13 protein-coding genes are annotated in these 15,886 nt (G+C 44.9%); 7 read left to right on the top strand and 6 right to left on the bottom strand.

What is annotated here, in order from left to right; all coding sequences use genetic code 11:
• Window positions 1-48 precede the first annotated feature (48 nt).
• Window positions 49-756, bottom strand: coding sequence for an SH3 domain-containing protein (locus JGK20_RS24155; RefSeq protein ID WP_293232413.1), 708 nt, complete (start codon window positions 754-756; stop codon window positions 49-51).
• A 425-nt stretch (window positions 757-1,181) separates the two neighbouring features.
• Between JGK20_RS24155 and JGK20_RS24150 the strand changes: the two genes are divergently transcribed.
• On the top strand, window positions 1,182-2,612 hold the full coding sequence (locus JGK20_RS24150) for an NACHT domain-containing protein (protein WP_293232411.1): 1,431 nt from the start codon (window positions 1,182-1,184) through the stop codon (window positions 2,610-2,612).
• 102 nt (window positions 2,613-2,714) lie between these two features.
• Window positions 2,715-2,987, top strand: a complete 273-nt coding sequence (locus JGK20_RS24145) for a type II toxin-antitoxin system HicB family antitoxin (RefSeq protein WP_293179584.1) — start codon at window positions 2,715-2,717, stop codon at window positions 2,985-2,987.
• Window positions 2,988-3,227: 240 nt separating this feature from the next.
• Here the strand turns inward: JGK20_RS24145 and JGK20_RS24140 are convergent, their stop codons facing one another.
• From JGK20_RS24140 to JGK20_RS24130, 3 genes are all read right to left on the bottom strand, one after another.
• Complete coding sequence (locus tag JGK20_RS24140) at window positions 3,228-3,569, bottom strand: Uma2 family endonuclease (protein WP_325315049.1); 342 nt, start codon at window positions 3,567-3,569, stop codon at window positions 3,228-3,230.
• Entirely contained in the window at window positions 3,566-4,693 is a 1,128-nt protein-coding gene (locus JGK20_RS24135) for a transposase (RefSeq protein ID WP_293179581.1), read from the bottom strand. The genes JGK20_RS24140 and JGK20_RS24135 overlap by 4 nt, the downstream gene beginning before the upstream one ends.
• 67 nt (window positions 4,694-4,760) lie before the next feature.
• Window positions 4,761-5,060, bottom strand: coding sequence for a Uma2 family endonuclease (locus tag JGK20_RS24130; protein ID WP_293179578.1), 300 nt, complete (start codon window positions 5,058-5,060; stop codon window positions 4,761-4,763).
• 196 nt (window positions 5,061-5,256) lie between these two features.
• On the opposite strand from JGK20_RS24130, the gene JGK20_RS24125 reads away from it, so the two are divergent.
• The 4 genes from JGK20_RS24125 (at window position 5,257) to JGK20_RS24110 (ending at window position 9,534) form a co-directional block, all read left to right on the top strand.
• Window positions 5,257-6,240 carry an alpha-ketoacid dehydrogenase subunit beta gene (locus JGK20_RS24125; RefSeq protein ID WP_293179575.1) on the top strand — a complete coding sequence of 328 codons (984 nt, stop codon included), beginning with the start codon at window positions 5,257-5,259 and terminating at the stop codon, window positions 6,238-6,240.
• Between the two features lie 193 nt (window positions 6,241-6,433).
• The gene (secD, locus tag JGK20_RS24120; RefSeq protein ID WP_293179803.1) at window positions 6,434-7,843 is read left to right on the top strand and encodes a protein translocase subunit SecD; all 1,410 of its coding nucleotides are present in this window, start codon (window positions 6,434-6,436) and stop codon (window positions 7,841-7,843) included.
• Window positions 7,844-8,024: 181 nt separating this feature from the next.
• Window positions 8,025-8,993 (top strand): protein translocase subunit SecF, encoded by a 969-nt coding sequence (gene secF, locus JGK20_RS24115; RefSeq protein WP_293232409.1) that lies wholly within the window; start codon window positions 8,025-8,027, stop codon window positions 8,991-8,993.
• 160 nt (window positions 8,994-9,153) lie between these two features.
• Entirely contained in the window at window positions 9,154-9,534 is a 381-nt protein-coding gene (locus JGK20_RS24110) for a hypothetical protein (RefSeq protein WP_293179569.1), read from the top strand.
• Between the two features lie 97 nt (window positions 9,535-9,631).
• Here the strand turns inward: JGK20_RS24110 and JGK20_RS24105 are convergent, their stop codons facing one another.
• Window positions 9,632-11,179: an ATP-binding protein gene (locus JGK20_RS24105; protein WP_293212621.1), complete on the bottom strand. Its 1,548-nt coding sequence runs from the start codon at window positions 11,177-11,179 to the stop codon at window positions 9,632-9,634.
• Between the two features lie 404 nt (window positions 11,180-11,583).
• Window positions 11,584-14,400, bottom strand: a complete 2,817-nt coding sequence (locus JGK20_RS24100) for an AAA-like domain-containing protein (protein WP_293179563.1) — start codon at window positions 14,398-14,400, stop codon at window positions 11,584-11,586.
• Between the two features lie 669 nt (window positions 14,401-15,069).
• On the opposite strand from JGK20_RS24100, the gene JGK20_RS24095 reads away from it, so the two are divergent.
• Window positions 15,070-15,468, top strand: coding sequence for a DUF4342 domain-containing protein (locus JGK20_RS24095; RefSeq protein ID WP_293179560.1), 399 nt, complete (start codon window positions 15,070-15,072; stop codon window positions 15,466-15,468).
• The last annotated feature ends 418 nt before the right edge of the window (window positions 15,469-15,886 follow it).

Here is a 15,886-nt window from a genome sequence, read left to right as displayed (position 1 = left end):
GTTTTGTCTGTATAGACGCGGTTTCAACCGCCCGGTATTCTTGGGAATTTATCGGACTCGCACATAAAATTCGTATTCATAGCCACGGAAATTTGAGTCTAGTTGAAATGTGTAATTTCCAGTAACAGGGATTTTGCCCGTCCACTCAGTTTTCTTGCCTTGTGTATTCGGATCTTCTACTAAAAGTTTGCCACTAGGAGTGATAATTTGTGGGAAAACATCTTTCCGATTCTTAACCGTCATTGTTTGATTTTTAGCAGCCCGAATCTTGTAAGAATGAGTTCCACCGCCGATAATTCGACCTTTGACTATCGCTTCATCTCCCCCAGTCAAAAAATTAATCTGCTGGTTGACATTAGAACAACTGCTTTCGGTGCGATTTTTGGCAATCCAACCGGGCGGTTCGGTTACTTGCGGGTGCGATCGCACATTCAGCGGTGGATTCGGATCGCTAACTACAGCCATACTGATTTTACAGCCGGAATTGGGCGGTGTGACAACTACTGGGGCAACTTTTTGCTGCGAGACTCCAGCGATTAGCGGTGGTTGAAGTGCGGCGCTTTTGGCTGGTTGAGATTCAGATGCGGGAGATGCTGCGGCTTGGATTTCTGCTTGTAGAGATTCTGCTGGTTCAGACTCGGGGTTGTTCGCCGGAAGGAGTGAAATCTCGTTTCTGACTGCTGCTGGGGATTCTGCAAGGGGTGCATTGGATTGTTGAATCGCACCCGACTGTATAGTTGCAGCAGCTACTCCCACGGCTGTGGCTGATGATTTGAGTAGAAGTAAATGGCATAAAAACCTCCTCTGTATTTATACTGATATTTTTTGTTGCGGAATTGACGCGATCGCCAGTCAAGTTATAGGGAAAATACGTAATTAGGCGGATTTATCAAGATTTTTCCGGGAAATTCGGGGCGACCACCATTGGATTTATAGTGAAAATACTTAATCAGGGCTCATGTTTCCGGATGAGTTCCTAAAATTTAACATTCATGATTGTCACAATAATTTGAGTCCGTCTATACTTGACACCTGTGGTGATGCTACTGTTGCTCTGAGCCAATTGTGCTCAAATCTAGCAACGTAAGCATCCAGCGCGAGGTGCAGTAGACCTCTTGCAAAAGTCCTTTTAATCAAATTTTGGGACGGGCTAGAAGCCCATCCCACAAGAAAAAAGATTTTTGTGGGATGGCTTTGAGCAGCGTCCTAACTATTTTTGCAAGAAGTCTAGTTTATTAGTTGTCATGTCAAGATTTATTCCTTTCCAATTACAACCACCTCGCGATCGACTGCTTTCGGAGGTGAAGCAGGAAGCCGAAGCGGGCCGATCGCAATCCTTGCATACTGCTGTGCTGGCTAACCTCAGCCAAGATTCGCAGCCTGTCGGTGTTAGCCGCTGTTGGGATGTGGAAGTGAAAGCGGGAAATCGTCCAAGTTTTCGGCTTCCAGCCAAAGCTAGCATTTCTCAAGTGTTCGATCGCACCAGCGGCAAATTAGTCATTTTGGGAGCGACGGGTGCAGGCAAAACCACGACGCTGCTAGAATTGGCTCTGGTGTTAGTTTCGCGCGCCGAACAAGATCCTAATTTGCCAATACCGGTGCTGTTTGAGCTCGGATCGTGGAAAGCAGAATCTGGGGCGATCGCAGATTGGTTAATTGTTCAGCTTCAGTACAAATATAGTATCCCTGCGGCTGTCGGCAAAAAATGGCTGGCCGAACAAAAATTGCTACCTCTCCTCGACGGTTTGGACGAAGTAGAAATCCACCGCCAAGATAGCTGCATTCAAGCAATCAATCAGTTTCTTGAAAGCGAATTTCAACCCAAACATTTAGTCGCGTGCAGCAGTTTTGAAGCTTACAAAAACTGCCAGAGTAGATTTAAACTGCAAGCAGCAGTTTTGCTGAAACCTCTGAGCGAAACTCAAATTCAAAATTATCTCCTAGAAGCCAGAAGCCGCGAACTTTGGTACAGCATAGAGAAGGAGCCGGAGTTGTTAAAATTAGCAAAAGCTCCCTTATTATTGAGCATGATGGCTTTGGCTTACGATGATATTTTAATTGAATCTTGGAAGCGGATCACTTCCACAGAAGAACAGCGCAAATATCTGTTAACTGCCTACATCCGCCACCAAATGACTGGGGAAGTCAAGCAGTATCCCAGAAATAAGGAACTGCGGCCAGAACAAATTCGCCGCTGGCTGGGATGGTTGGCGAGAAAGATGGAACAGCAAGGAATTCAAGAATTTTACCTCGATCGCATCTCGTCGAGTTGGCTGCAAACAGGCGAGGAACAGCGCAAGTATCAGTTTGGAGTTAAGCTGTTGGGCGGGCTGATTTGGGTATTTTTGGGAGTAATCGCCACCCTAGTCTCCGGCTCGATTTGGGGATTGATTGCGGGTGCTGTGGCTGCGGTAATTAGTGCTGTGTTGCCGCCAATTCCGGCGATTGATAGTTTGATATTGCGCCTCGTGCTGTGGTCTAGCGGTCATATTCCTTGGGATTACCAGCGTTTTCTGGATGCTGCGGGCGATCGACTGTTGCTGCAAAAAACGGGCGATCGACGTTATCGATTTATTCACGATTTGTTGCAGAAGCATTTTGCTGAGATATAAATGTAGTAGCTTGACAAAAACAAATATAATAGATGTAACTGTGAAGGAGAGCTAAATACCCGAGCGCTAAATATTCGACAAGCAAAAGGAAACTAAAACTCAATGACTGTAAAATTCATTCTGAGTGAATACGTCGATCGAGCAATGACTGAGGCTATGTATGACAAACTTGAAGATCGTAGCTTTGTCGGCAAAATTCCTGTTTGCAAGGGAGTCATCGCCTTTGGCTCAACTTTAAAAGAGTGTCAAAATGAGTTGCGATCCACTTTGGAAGACTGGATTTTGCTAGGGTTAAAATTGCGACACCGTTTGCCCGTAATTGACAATATTGATTTAAATCAGGAGCCTAGCCTTGAGCCGTTGGACACCTTGTAAGCGTCGAGAATTTATCCATAAATTACAAGAGCTAGGCTTAGCTGGCCCTTTTTCTGGAAGCAAGCACCAGTTTATGATTTATCATGAGTATCGCTTAACTATTCCTTCTAATGACGAGTATTCTGTTCCTCAGTTACGGATGATGATTCGAGAGGTTGAGGAGATTATAGATAGGCAAATTACTCTAGAACAATGGAATAGCTTGTGAACTAGCACACACTAATCCTGATTCAAAAAAAATTATGGTATTTTTGCCATCTTAAATACCTGTTCCGCAGTAAATTCTAGTCCATCAAAAAGTGGATCTTTTAATAGAGTATCTCCCATATAAGTCTGCGGTGCTGCATCGGGGTAAAAAACTGTAATACTTCTAGCCTTGCTATCAACTACCCAAACCCGCAATACCTTAGCATCCAAATAATTTCTCGCTTTCGCAGCTAACTGACCGAAAGTTTGTTCTGGTGAAATAATTTCTATGACTAATTCCGGGACGACAGGACAGGCTTCATCTTGATTCCAGTCTGGAGATAAGCGTTCTTGACATACTCCCCGGCGTAAACGCACTCTTGATTCTAAGGTCAAACAGCAATTGCAGGCAAAACCTGTCTAACATAGCCTAACTTAGCGGTCGATGCCCCAACCGCACAAATATTTTTAGCAGCATTTTCATCTCGTCCATTCACAGATTGACAAGATGGACAACGCCATTCTCTTACCGATAAATCTAGACTTTCTAAAACATGACCACAGGCAGAACAGGTTTTGCTAGATGGATACCATCTATCTATAAAAACGATCGCTTTTCCTTTTTTCTGAGCCACCCATTCTAAAATCTGGAGAAACTCTCCAAAGGCTAAGTCTGATATTTTCCTGCCCCAAAGACGTTGCATTCCTTTCAAGTTCAAGGTCTCAAAACACAAAATGTCAAATCTATCTGTGAGGTGATGGGCTAGTTTCCAGAACCAGTCAGTACGACGATTTGAAACATCTTCATACTGACGAACTAAGTTCTTTCTAGCTTTCTCTCGATGATTTGACCCTTTAACTTTTCTTGAATGTTGGCGACTGGCTTGCTTGAGCTTGTTTAGGGATTGCTTGAGGAATTGAGGGGATTCAATTTGGGTTCCATCGGAAATAGTCAGGAAGGTTTTTAAGCCAAAATCAAATCCAGCAATTCTACTCGTCTCGGATTTGATTTTGGGTTCTCTTATTTCTGGGTCCACAACCACCATCATAAAGAGTTCACCTAGAGGCGATCGCTTGATAGTTAAGGTTTTAACGGTTCCTTCTATTTCCCTGGAATTCCAATACTGATAAACCTGATTTCCAATCCTAACTCTGTTGCCTAAGAGAAATTTGTATCCGGCTTGCTTTAGAGTAAAAGATTTGTATCTTCTAACTTTCTTGAATCCCGGCGGTCTTACTCCCTTTTTATTGTGCTTAAAGAATAGTTGATAGGCTTTCTCGATGCGTTGACAGATATCCTGAACGGCCTGAGAGCCTAGTCGTTGCCAGAAAGGTTTACGCTTCCGTAGTTTAGCTATATGAGCTTGAAGTTTAGAGCAGTTTAAGTGTTTTCCCCACATTCTGTAGTACCTTTTATGTAGGGCAATACAGTGGTTATAGATCACTCCGGCGGCGTTAATTGACCGCTTGAGAAATCTATTCCGCTTATGTTGATACAGCTTAAACTTCAGGGTTTTCATGTTGGCATTTTATCGCGGATTCAGGAGAATCCCAAGAAAAATTAAGAAAAGTTAAGAAAAAGCCGTCCTAGAAGGACGGGGCTTTAGACCCAATTTCTCGGTAAGAAACATATAAAAAATCTGGGACTGGAACCCAATCTCGCCCCATTCTGGTTAATTTAACTGCCCATTCTACACCAATTTCTCCCCGTTCTTCACCCCACTGTTCGAGAATTTTTATCAGGCTTCTGGTGAGGCGAGAATGAAATTTTTTCGGTGACATCTTCGGTACTGCTTGATTGTCAATAAGTTCGTAGGTTATATCTCCTTCTCCTTCGGGGAGACTGAGAAACTCTTCCAGAGTTAGTTCAGTTTTTGTCTGGAACATAATATTCCTCTGCTGTGAGCGGGGGAATTCCCGCCTGTCTAGTTAACTTAAATATTGATTGACATAATACAAATGTTATGATATGTCTTGGCAAAATCTCCAGTCTTAACTGTCAAATGTACGATCGCATCCTCACCGACACCCCCAAAAGGTTAAGATTCTAATCTGACCTCCTGCAATCATTGCTTCACCTCCTATGGCAGAAACCCTATTGTTCAACGCCCTCCGCGAGGCGCTAGACGAAGAAATGGCCCGCGACTCCTCTGTATTCGTACTCGGCGAAGACGTAGGTCAATACGGTGGTTCCTATAAAGTCACCAAAGACCTCTACGAAAAATATGGCGAGCTCCGAGTCCTCGATACCCCGATCGCCGAAAATAGCTTTACAGGCATGGCAGTAGGCGCAGCAATGACGGGATTGCGGCCGATCATCGAAGGCATGAACATGGGCTTTTTGCTCCTCGCCTTCAACCAAATCTCCAACAACGCCGGAATGCTGCGCTACACCTCCGGCGGCAACTTCAAAATGCCGATGGTAATTCGCGGGCCAGGCGGCGTGGGCCGACAACTCGGCGCCGAACACTCCCAGCGGTTAGAAGCCTATTTCCAAGCAGTACCGGGTTTGAAAATTGTCGCCTGTTCGACTCCCTACAACGCCAAAGGACTCTTAAAATCAGCAATCCGCGACGATAACCCGGTGCTGTTTTTCGAGCACGTTTTGCTTTACAACCTTAAGGAAAATTTGCCAGAAACAGAATATTTAGTGCCGTTAGATAAAGCGGAAATTGTGCGATCGGGCAAAGATGTCACCATCTTGACATATTCGCGGATGCGCCACCACGTCCTGCAAGCCTTGCCGGCACTCATGAAAGAAGGTTTCGATCCAGAAGTAATCGACCTAATTTCTCTCAAACCCCTCGACATGGACACCATCGGCGAATCTATTCGCAAAACTCACAAAGTAATTATTGTAGAGGAGTGCATGAAAACCGGAGGCATCGGCGCTGAATTAATTGCCTCAATTTGCGATCGATATTTTGACGAACTTGACGCACCAGTTTTGCGGCTGTCTTCACAAGATATTCCCACACCTTACAACGGTAATTTGGAAAGATTGACAATTGTCCAGCCAAACCAAATTGTCGAAGCTGTCCAAAAAATGGTAGGTTTGCGAGTATAAATAGTCAGTTGACAGTTGATAGTTGACAGTTGATAGTTGACAGTTGATAGCTGCCCTTACCAATTACCAATTGCGAATTACCAATTACCACTGCCAACTAATTACTGTCCCTGGTAAACTGCCAACTACCTCAACCGTGCAGGAATCCACAGTCTCACCAACTGTCAACTGTCAACTGTCAACTACTATAAGTATGCAAAAACAACGTTCATTATTAGCCCTAATTTTTGTTTTGATCGTAGCCGCTATTACTGTGATAGCAACAATTCCGACGCGGCTGGGATTAGACTTGCAAGGAGGATCGCAACTCACAATTCAGGTGAAAACTACCAAAGATATCCCGAAAATTGAAGAGCGGGATCTAGAAGCAGTGAGGCGAATTATCGAAAACCGAGTTAATGGTTTGGGAGTCTCCGAATCAGTTGTACAAACCGTAGGCAGCGATCAAATTCTGGTTCAGTTGCCTGGAGTAAGCGATCCGCAACAAGCGGAACGGGTACTCGGCGGTACGGCACAGCTAGATTTTCGGCGCGAGACACCGCAAGAAGGAGCTTTTTTGAAGGTTAGGAAAGAGGAACTTGCTGGAATGCTGGGAAAGCAGCAGGAGTTGCAGGCAAAAGGAGATGCTAAGGCGATCGCAGATAACCAAGCTGCGATCGACAAAAAGAATCAGGACATTAAACAGCTTACCGCCAACCTTTACGAACGTACCGAGATCACCGGCAAAAACCTCAAAGATGCTTTCGCCACATCCAATTCCTTAGGCAACACCTATGCTGTAGCGCTACGGTTCGATACTGAGGGGGCCCAAAAGTTTGCCGAATTGACCAAAAGCATTGCTGGTACAAACCTCACCCTAGGCATTTTTGTAGATAACGAACTCATTAGTGCTGCGACTGTTAGCGATCAGTACAAACAAACAGGTATCACAGGCGGTAATGTCGAAATTTCGGGCAACTTTACAGCACAGAAGGCTAATGACTTGGCGGTGCAATTGCGCGGCGGTGCTTTGCCCGTGCCTGTCGTAATTATTGAAAACCGCACAGTAGGTGCCAGCTTGGGACGAGACAGCATTCAAAGCAGTATTAATGCAGGCATCGGTGGCTTGACTTTAGTCTTGATTTTCATGGTTGGCTACTATCGACTCCCCGGCGTAATTGCCAATATTGCTCTGTTAATTTATGCTTTGTTAACTTGGGCCGCTTTCGTGCTGTTGGGGGTGACATTAACGTTGCCAGGAATTGCTGGTTTTGTGCTCAGCATCGGGATGGCCGTGGATGCTAACGTGTTGATTTTTGAGCGCACGCGGGAAGAGTTGCGGGCGGGGAAGACGCTTTATCGATCGGTAGAATCAGGTTTTTACCGCGCTTTTTCCAGCATTTTAGACGGCAACGTAACTACACTGATTGCTTGTGCTGCTTTGTTCTGGTTGGGGGCCGGTTTAGTCAAAGGGTTTGCTGTAACGCTGGCCTTGGGCGTCGCAGTGAGTATGTTTACTGCTCTTACTTGCAGTCGCACTCTAATGTTGGTAGTCTTGGGCTTTCCCAAATTACGCAAACCCGAGTGGTTTTGTCCCGGTTTGTCGAAAACAGTTAATAGCTAATAGCTACTAGGTAATGGGTAATGGGTAATTGGTAATCGATAAGATTGGCTAAGTAAAAATTGCTAAAAATCAGTTGTAAATTAATTCGCAATTCGCAATTACCAATTTCCAACTCGCAATTACCGATTACCGATTACCGATTACCGATTCCCAATTCCCAATTCCCAATTCCCGCGAAATTATGCAATTCAGTGTTATCAAACAGCGATCGATCTGGTGGAGTCTTTCCGCCGCTATAATCCTTGCAGGTATAGTGTCGATGGCGATTTCTTGGACTCGTCCCGACATCCGCGCACCGCTGCGCCCCAGTTTGGACTTTATCGGCGGCACTCGGCTGCAATTTGAACTCGACTGCACGAAACCGGAAAATTGTAAACCCATCGATATTGCTGCTGTCCGCCAAGTCCTCGACACCCAAGGTTTGGCCGGCAGCAGCATTCAAGTTATCGGCAAAGAACAGCGCGGTTTGTCCCTGCGGACTAAAACTTTGGATGTCGAACAGCGGACTAAGTTGCAAACAGCTTTGAGCGAGAAAATAGGCGCTTTTGCTCCTCAATCTATTCAAATTGATACGGTTGGCCCTACTCTCGGCAAACAGTTATTTACTTCCGGTTTGCTAGCTTTGTTCCTTTCTTTTGCTGGCATTACTCTTTATCTGACGTTTCGATTTCAGTTAGATTATGCCTTTTTTGCTTTTGTTGCTTTGTTTCACGATGTCTTAATTACCCTGGGCATTTTCTCAATGTTGGGTTTGGCTATAGGAGTGGAAGTTGACAGTTTATTTGTGGTTGCGCTCTTGACAATTATCGGTTTTTCTGTTAACGATACAGTGGTAATTTACGATCGCGTGCGGGAAGTAATCAAGCTAAATCCCGGACAGTCGATCAATCAAATTGTCGATGATGCCGTCATGCAGACCCTGGGAAGGTCAATTAACACGACCATGACGACGCTGCTGACCTTGTTTTCCATCTTTTTGTTTGGCGGCGAAACCCTCAAATACTTTGCTTTAGCCTTGATTGTCGGCTTTATTGCTGGTGCATATTCCAGTATTTTCATTGCTAGCACGCTGCTAGCTTGGTGGCGCAGTCGTACAGGCAAATCCATCGCCGTCCCCGCAGAAGGAATTAACCCATCAGAAGAAGTTTAACGATTGTTGGTCATCAGTCATTAGCGATCGAGCTGTTGACTGGTGTTATTGTAACCGCGCCAAGACGGTTAGGACGTTCTCGCGTTGCAATTTCCCCATGCGGTCGATTGCAACTTCGGTCTTCCTTCTTCCTTCTTCCTTCTTCCTTCTTCCTTCTGCCATGACTAATGACCCAAATTTTCAAATTGAAGTCCAAAGGCTTCACAAACTAACAGTTTACGGCCGCTGGTTAACTGTGATATTGCTGTGGATTAGCGTCGGTTCTTTGAGCATTTGGAGTTTGCGTCACGAAATCGATTTGTGGTTAGAAAACTTTACTTGGGCGGCGGTGCGCTACGGTTTATATTTTCACCGCTGGCCCACTCTCGGTTTGGGTATATGTTTGGCGATGACTTTAGCAGTGCTAACTTGGCACAGTCGCAACATTGTGCGAGGATTGCCCCTGCGGGAAAAACAGGGTTTGGAACAACAAGTGCGCCGCATTCGCCAACAGGGGCCGGGTCATGTTTTGTGGAAGTGGGTTTGCAAAGGTAGTCCGTAGTCAGTTGACAGTTGACAGTTGACAGTTGACAGTTGTCATGAGTGCTGTCCCCGCTCGCTTTCGAGCTAGTGCTGTCCCCGATCGCGAACAGCAGTCATCAGGCAAACCGAGGTAACATATGTGGTGGGGAAAACTGTTGAAGTGGAATCTCGATCGCAAATTCAGTTCCTTTTTCCGGTTCGGAAAAGCACTTCAATTCGCCACCGTGCTGATTGACAACAATTTCATAGCTAATTGACAATCCCAAGCCCGTTCCTTTGCCCACAGGCTTTGTGGTAAAGAAAGGGTCAAACAACCGCTTCCGAACATCTTCTGTCATCCCCGGGCCGTTGTCAGAAATCTTAATTATTACCTTTTTGCCCTCGACTAACTCCGTGCGAATCAGAATCGCAGGCATCAGATGGCTAGAATTAGAAATTGAAGATTGAGTGTTTGTACGGGAATTATTTTGATCGCCTGCTTGCGAATTTTTCTGGGTTTTCCCATCGACATTTTCGTGTTTGTTCCACTCAACAAGAGCGTAAATGGCATTAACCAAAATATTCATAAATACCTGATTTAGCTGTCCGGGATAGCACTGCACCAGCGGCAATTTGCTATATTCTTTGTGAATTGCGATCGCCTCCAGTCCTGGTTTCCCTTTAAGCTGGCTTTGCAAAAGCATAATTGTGTTGTTGATACCGTCGTGAATGTTGACCTGCTTCATTTGGGCTTCGTCTAACCTGCAAAAATTCCGCAGCGACAAAACGATATCGCGCACCCTTTCTGCACCTTGCTGCATCGAATCAAACACTTTGGGTAAGTCTTCCAGCAAATAATCGAGTTCGATGTTTTCTGATTCCGCTTCAATTTCTGGGATAGATTCGGGACAGTGCTGCCGGTACAGAGAAAGCATCCGCATTAAACCTTCGGTATACTCTTTAGCGTGGTGCAAATTGCTGTAGATAAAGCCGATGGGATTGTTGATTTCGTGAGCAACTCCTGCTACTAACTGCCCCAAAGAAGACATTTTCTCTGTTTGAATTAGTTGAGTTTGAGTGCGCTGAAGTTCCAGGAGGGCAAGTTCGAGCTGTTGGGCTTGATGTCTCAATTGTGCTTGGGATTCCCGCATCGCCACGGTTGCTAACTCGTGAATCTGCAACTGAGAAAGCAGTAGTTGGTGAACGTCTAAAAGTTGGTAATTGTCCGGCTCTACCTGCACTACAATGGGTTCGTGGATTAGTTCGGGCGATCGCTCTAGAGACTGCCGTACTGCCTTCATAATAGAGGTTTTGCGATCGAGAACCAAGATATCAGTTTTAGTAAAGCGGTACAGGATGAACAAAGGCTGTTGAGAAAATAACTCCAAGCTGTAGGGGCGACTCATGTGTTCAAAAAAACGTCGGCGCGAAATCATCCCTGCAAACTTTCCTTTCTCAGTAATGATGATGCCGGGAAGTAAAGGATTAGATTGAAAAATTTTAGTAACTTCACCACCCAGACACTCTGACTCCAGGAGAAAGTTGTACAGGGTTAATTCCTCTAGAGTCGATCGCAAACCGAGCGGCGATTTCAGGGGACTTACCCCATCAGTTTCATACACTGCTCCCTCCTTTGGTAATTGGCAGTTGCTGTTGGCTGCTGGAGTATTGCGTACTATTTGCACTGCTTTTTCTACTCTTTTGATAGCTTGGCAATCAACTCTACTCGGCTCGCTCCAATCGAGTTAATTTAGCATGATTTTTTTCTTTAATCGTGCTGTTGTCACCCGAAACGATATAGCAGGTTAGATTAATTTAACAGTAGATACCTTTGCAACCTGACTACTTAGTAAGTTTAATCTATCCCAAATTCTACTAACCAGAATCTAGCACTTATCACTAGCTTGAATGTTTCATAACATGAATTTGGTTCAGATTGATAGACATCCGCGATCTGGGCGAGGACATTTGCTATTACCCCTTACCTAAAATTATATGACAATCCAGAAAAGAGTAGCGACAAATCTGGAGCCGATCGCCCGCCCTGACAATTCAACCGCAACCTGTTTCTGCTAATTGGCACAAAATGTCAATTGTCAGTTTTTTCGCACAAATGCCGATCGCTCTCAACACCCGGATTGTATTGCAGGTAGTCTCCTAGCCAGCGACAGCCGACGGCGAGCAATGTGTCAAGTTCGGCACCTTCTACTTTAGCAGGATCGAGACTCCAAAGCTTCACCGACCCATCTTTCCCGGCAGATGCTAAAGTTTTGCGATCGGCACTAAAACTCACACTCCACACATCCGCTTGATGTGCCCTAAAAGTTTGCAGCAAAGTCCCGTCGCGGCGCCAAAGTCTCACATTGCCGTCAGTGCTGCCCCCTGCCAGCAACTTGCTGTCTTTACTCCAACTGACATTACCCAAAGCTGCTGTAGAATCGAGAGTTTTGAGCAACTTGCCGTCAGTATTCCAAACTTTCACCTTCCAATCGTGACTCGCTGAAGCAATCCTCTCACCGTCTGGCGAGAAATTGCAGCCCCACACTTCATCTCCGTGTCCCAAAAGAGTTTTCTCAAGTCGAAACAGTGTTTTCCCGCTGCGTTTCCAAAGTTTGACAGTTCGATCTTGACTGGTGGAAGCCAACATATTACCGTCGGGACTGAACCTGACTGATGTAACAGGTCTAGTATGTCCTTTTAAAGTATGCAGCAAAACACCGCCTGCATTCCAAATTTTAATAGTTTTATCCGAACTTGCAGTAGCAATTAGTTGAGAATCATGGCTAAAACTTGCACTCCAAACTAAATCTTGATGTCCTTTCAAAACTTGCTGCAAAGTTCCGTCGCGGCGCCAAATTCTGACAGTTTTGTCAAAACTTGTAGAAGCAACTAACTGACTGTCAGGACTAAAAACTACCTCAGTAATTGACTCGGTGTGTCCAGGCAAACTCAAAATTAACTTACCGTTAGGCTGAAAGAAATTCACCAACAATTCGTCAGTCGCACTCACAATCAACTTGCCATCCGGGCTGAAATTAGCCGTGTGTCCCTTAAGCAAACGATTGCGTTCTCTAACTGCATTTACCGTTCGGTGCAGTATATTTAGTGTCTGTGCTTTCAGCGTTGGGGAAACTTCTATCTCTCGCATTTTTTTGCCAGCACTGACTGCTGCGATTAAAGCTCCTAGCTGATCGTAGCTTAGGGAAATATCGGCGGTAGAATTGAGTGCTTCTATGTGGGTAATTATTGCTTGTTTTTTTTGATTTTCAGCTTTCTGGGCTACTCGCTGCACCTGCACGAGCACGCTACCAGAGATAGCAGAAATTACAGCGAGTGCAAACAAACTAAATTGGACTGTTCGCTTGGCTTTTTGCTGAGCTTTAGTCAAAACTAAATTTGCTTCGGTTAATATTTGCGAAGCTGCTTTTTCTAGTTCCAAAGCTCTTTGAACTTCCAGATTTTCTTGTTCTTGGCTAGCCGAGAGGAATTGATAATCGCGATCGCTCAAACTTTTGTCAGCCGCCCAGATTAAGGCTTCTGCGAGAGCTCTGCCTTGCAGCAAGCGGGAAGCGTCTGTGTGGTTGGAGGCTTCCCAAGCGCAGATAGACTCGGAGTAAGGCAGGAGCTTTGCTAATTCTTGGTGTATCCATTCCCGATTAAAAACAGACGCATAAATTTGGTTGTAAACTCTCAGTTTTCCTCCATCTTGGACGATTAAACCTGACAGTAAAAGTTCCATTTTTGGGGAACTGTATTTAGCTAAATTATATTGAGCAATCGACTCTTTTGCGGTATTTTTTGCGCCGTTTGGCAGAGTCATATCTGCTAAGATTTGTTGGTAAAGTCCTAGCAAACGGCCGATGCGCTCTTGATTTCTCAGGAGGCGATCGCGAATTGTCTTGAGATGTTCGGGTTCGTCTTGAAATTCCCAGTTTTCTACGGTGCTAGACTGCACTAATTCGGCAATAAATAATTGACAGTTGGCTGGGCTATGGCAATCGCGGCTGGTTTCTGCTGCTAACTTCTGGGCAGTTAATTGACAAAGTTTTTGAGTAAGGAATGGCTGTCCTCCAGTCCAAGCTAAGATTTCTTTGAGAATTTCGTGGGAATTATCGATTTTTTCTGGCCATCCTCTGACTAAAGGTGTGGCTTCGGCAAGATCGAATCCTTTGAGTTCAATGGCGCGGCCGATATTAAACGGAGTTCGGGTTTTGTCAGAGATCAAATCTTGAGGAGTCGCTACTCCAAATAAGGCAAAGGTCAGGCGGTTGTATTCGGGATTTTCGGCGCGTTTGTTGTAGCAGCCGCGCACCCAGGCAAAAAAGTCGTCGCTGGAGAAGTTCAGGGAGAGAATGCTGTCAATTTCGTCGATAAAAATTACGATATTGCGATCGATCGCAGGAAGCAATACTTGTTCGATAAATTCATTTAATCTGACGGCTGGTGGCAAGTCTTCTCGATCGCGCCACCAAGTCTTGACATTCATTTTAATTTTAAAGCTATTGGCGAGAGTGGCTGTAAAACCCGCGTACCACTGGACGGGAGTTATTTGAGCCGTGCCAATTCCTGTGATGTCAACAATTGAGCAGGCAATATTTTCTGCTTGTAAGCGGCGCGCTGTTTGCACCCGCAGACTCGATTTTCCCATTTGTCGGGAGGTGAGCACGTAGCAAAAATTACCTGCTTTTAACGATTCGTAAAGTTCGCTATCTGCTGCTCTGGTGACGTAGGTAAGAGCATTCGCCTGCAAACTGCCACCAACTTGATATGCAAATTCTGTCGCTGCCAAATCGGACACGGGAAATAAAGGGGAAGCAGAAGGAAGAAATTCTATTTTAGCCGACTTTGCGCCAAGCTCAACTTCAATTTGAGATAATTGGTTTGGTTTCGATAATATTTCGATCATAATTACTACTGCTTCCCCTTTATTTTAAGCAATTCTCATTAGAAACTCTAGGATGTTCATGGGAGGAACCTCGGGAGGCCGGGTTTTGTGGGGCGATCGCAGTGACTTGGATAAAAATGACTGTTGAGGAAAGTAAGCGAGGATTTCCATGTGCGGTTTGCCGAACTAGATGTGTTAAATCTATACACGGCGGGGCGATCGCACTTTCAGTACAATGTCAGTATTTCAACCTCTACATCCGCTGAGTCTGAATATACAAGGTGTGAAAGTAGCTCTAATCCTGTGGCTGTCTACATTTGAGGCTTTTCACGGGTGTGGCGGTAGGAGGCTCAGAGGTAGACAGTTAGCGTATTGGCACAAGCAGAGAGGGAGGGAGAGAGGGGGGGCAAGAGGTGAGGCGAGAAACCGGGTTTCTACGATTTTTTTCGTTGAGTTACCAGAAATCTTCGTAGAAACCCGGTTTCTGAAGTCATGGTGGGGGGCGAGAAACCGGGTTTCTACGATTTTTTTCGTTGAGTTACCAGAAATCTTCGTAGAAACCCGGTTTCTGAGTTTATTACGTAAATGCCTTAATATCACCCAAAAGTATGATTGATGGACAAAAAGTTGCGTGTTATTATTCTAAATAATTCTATACAAAAATACTTTTACCGAAAAGGAGAACAAAAAATGGACACACCTACAGATCGCGTACAAGAACCTGTCGGGGCAAGAGAACTCGAATCAATACCTGTATCGGGAAAAGTTTCTGCCGAAAAAGTTACTGAAGTTCAATTTGACGCGACTCCTTTAGAAACCCCTACTTATACTCAGGACAAAGTTAGCGTCGAGGAGTTGAAGATTAACGGCGACGATTTGGTTGCTAAAGTTAAAGAGCTGATTCACGAAGGGAGTATCCGCCGCCTGATTATCAAAAATGAAGAGGGACGGATTTTAGTAGAAGTTCCTCTGACGGTGGGAGTAGTCGGCGGAGTCATCAGCGCGACTTTGTTTCCAGTGATTGCAGCAGTAGGAGCGATCGGTGCATTAGTCGCTCACATGACGATTATAATTGAAAGAAAAGAATAATAATAACTCAGTCGCGATTACTGCTAATATCCGGTTAATTTTTTGTCATAAAGCTGGTTTGTAGTGAGGACTTTAGTCCTCTTTTTGTGAATCAGGACTTACGCAAAAAGTGTTTTTACGGTGGAATTATAGCGGTAAGGTGTACGGTTAGAGCGCACCTTACCAAAATTAGGTGGGAGCATCTCATTTTTGCAAAAAGCATTTTTTTGTTGTAGTGCGAGCTTAAGAGCTCGCTTGGTTTTAACAGCAAGCGAGCGGGGACAGCACTACAAAATAAAACAGAGATGCTCCCAATTAGGTTGTGCGTAAGTCCTGATTTTGCCAACATATGCTAAGAAACTGTTTGGTGAGCTAGCTTAACTGTTCCTAAAGCCGTCTTCCTGCTGTCAAAGAGTTTCATAACCCCGGAGGAGATGGT

The organism is Microcoleus sp. PH2017_05_CCC_O_A (assembly GCF_020738785.1).
GTDB lineage: Bacteria > Cyanobacteriota > Cyanobacteriia > Cyanobacteriales > Microcoleaceae > Microcoleus.
This window is presented reverse-complemented; position numbering and strand designations above follow the sequence as displayed.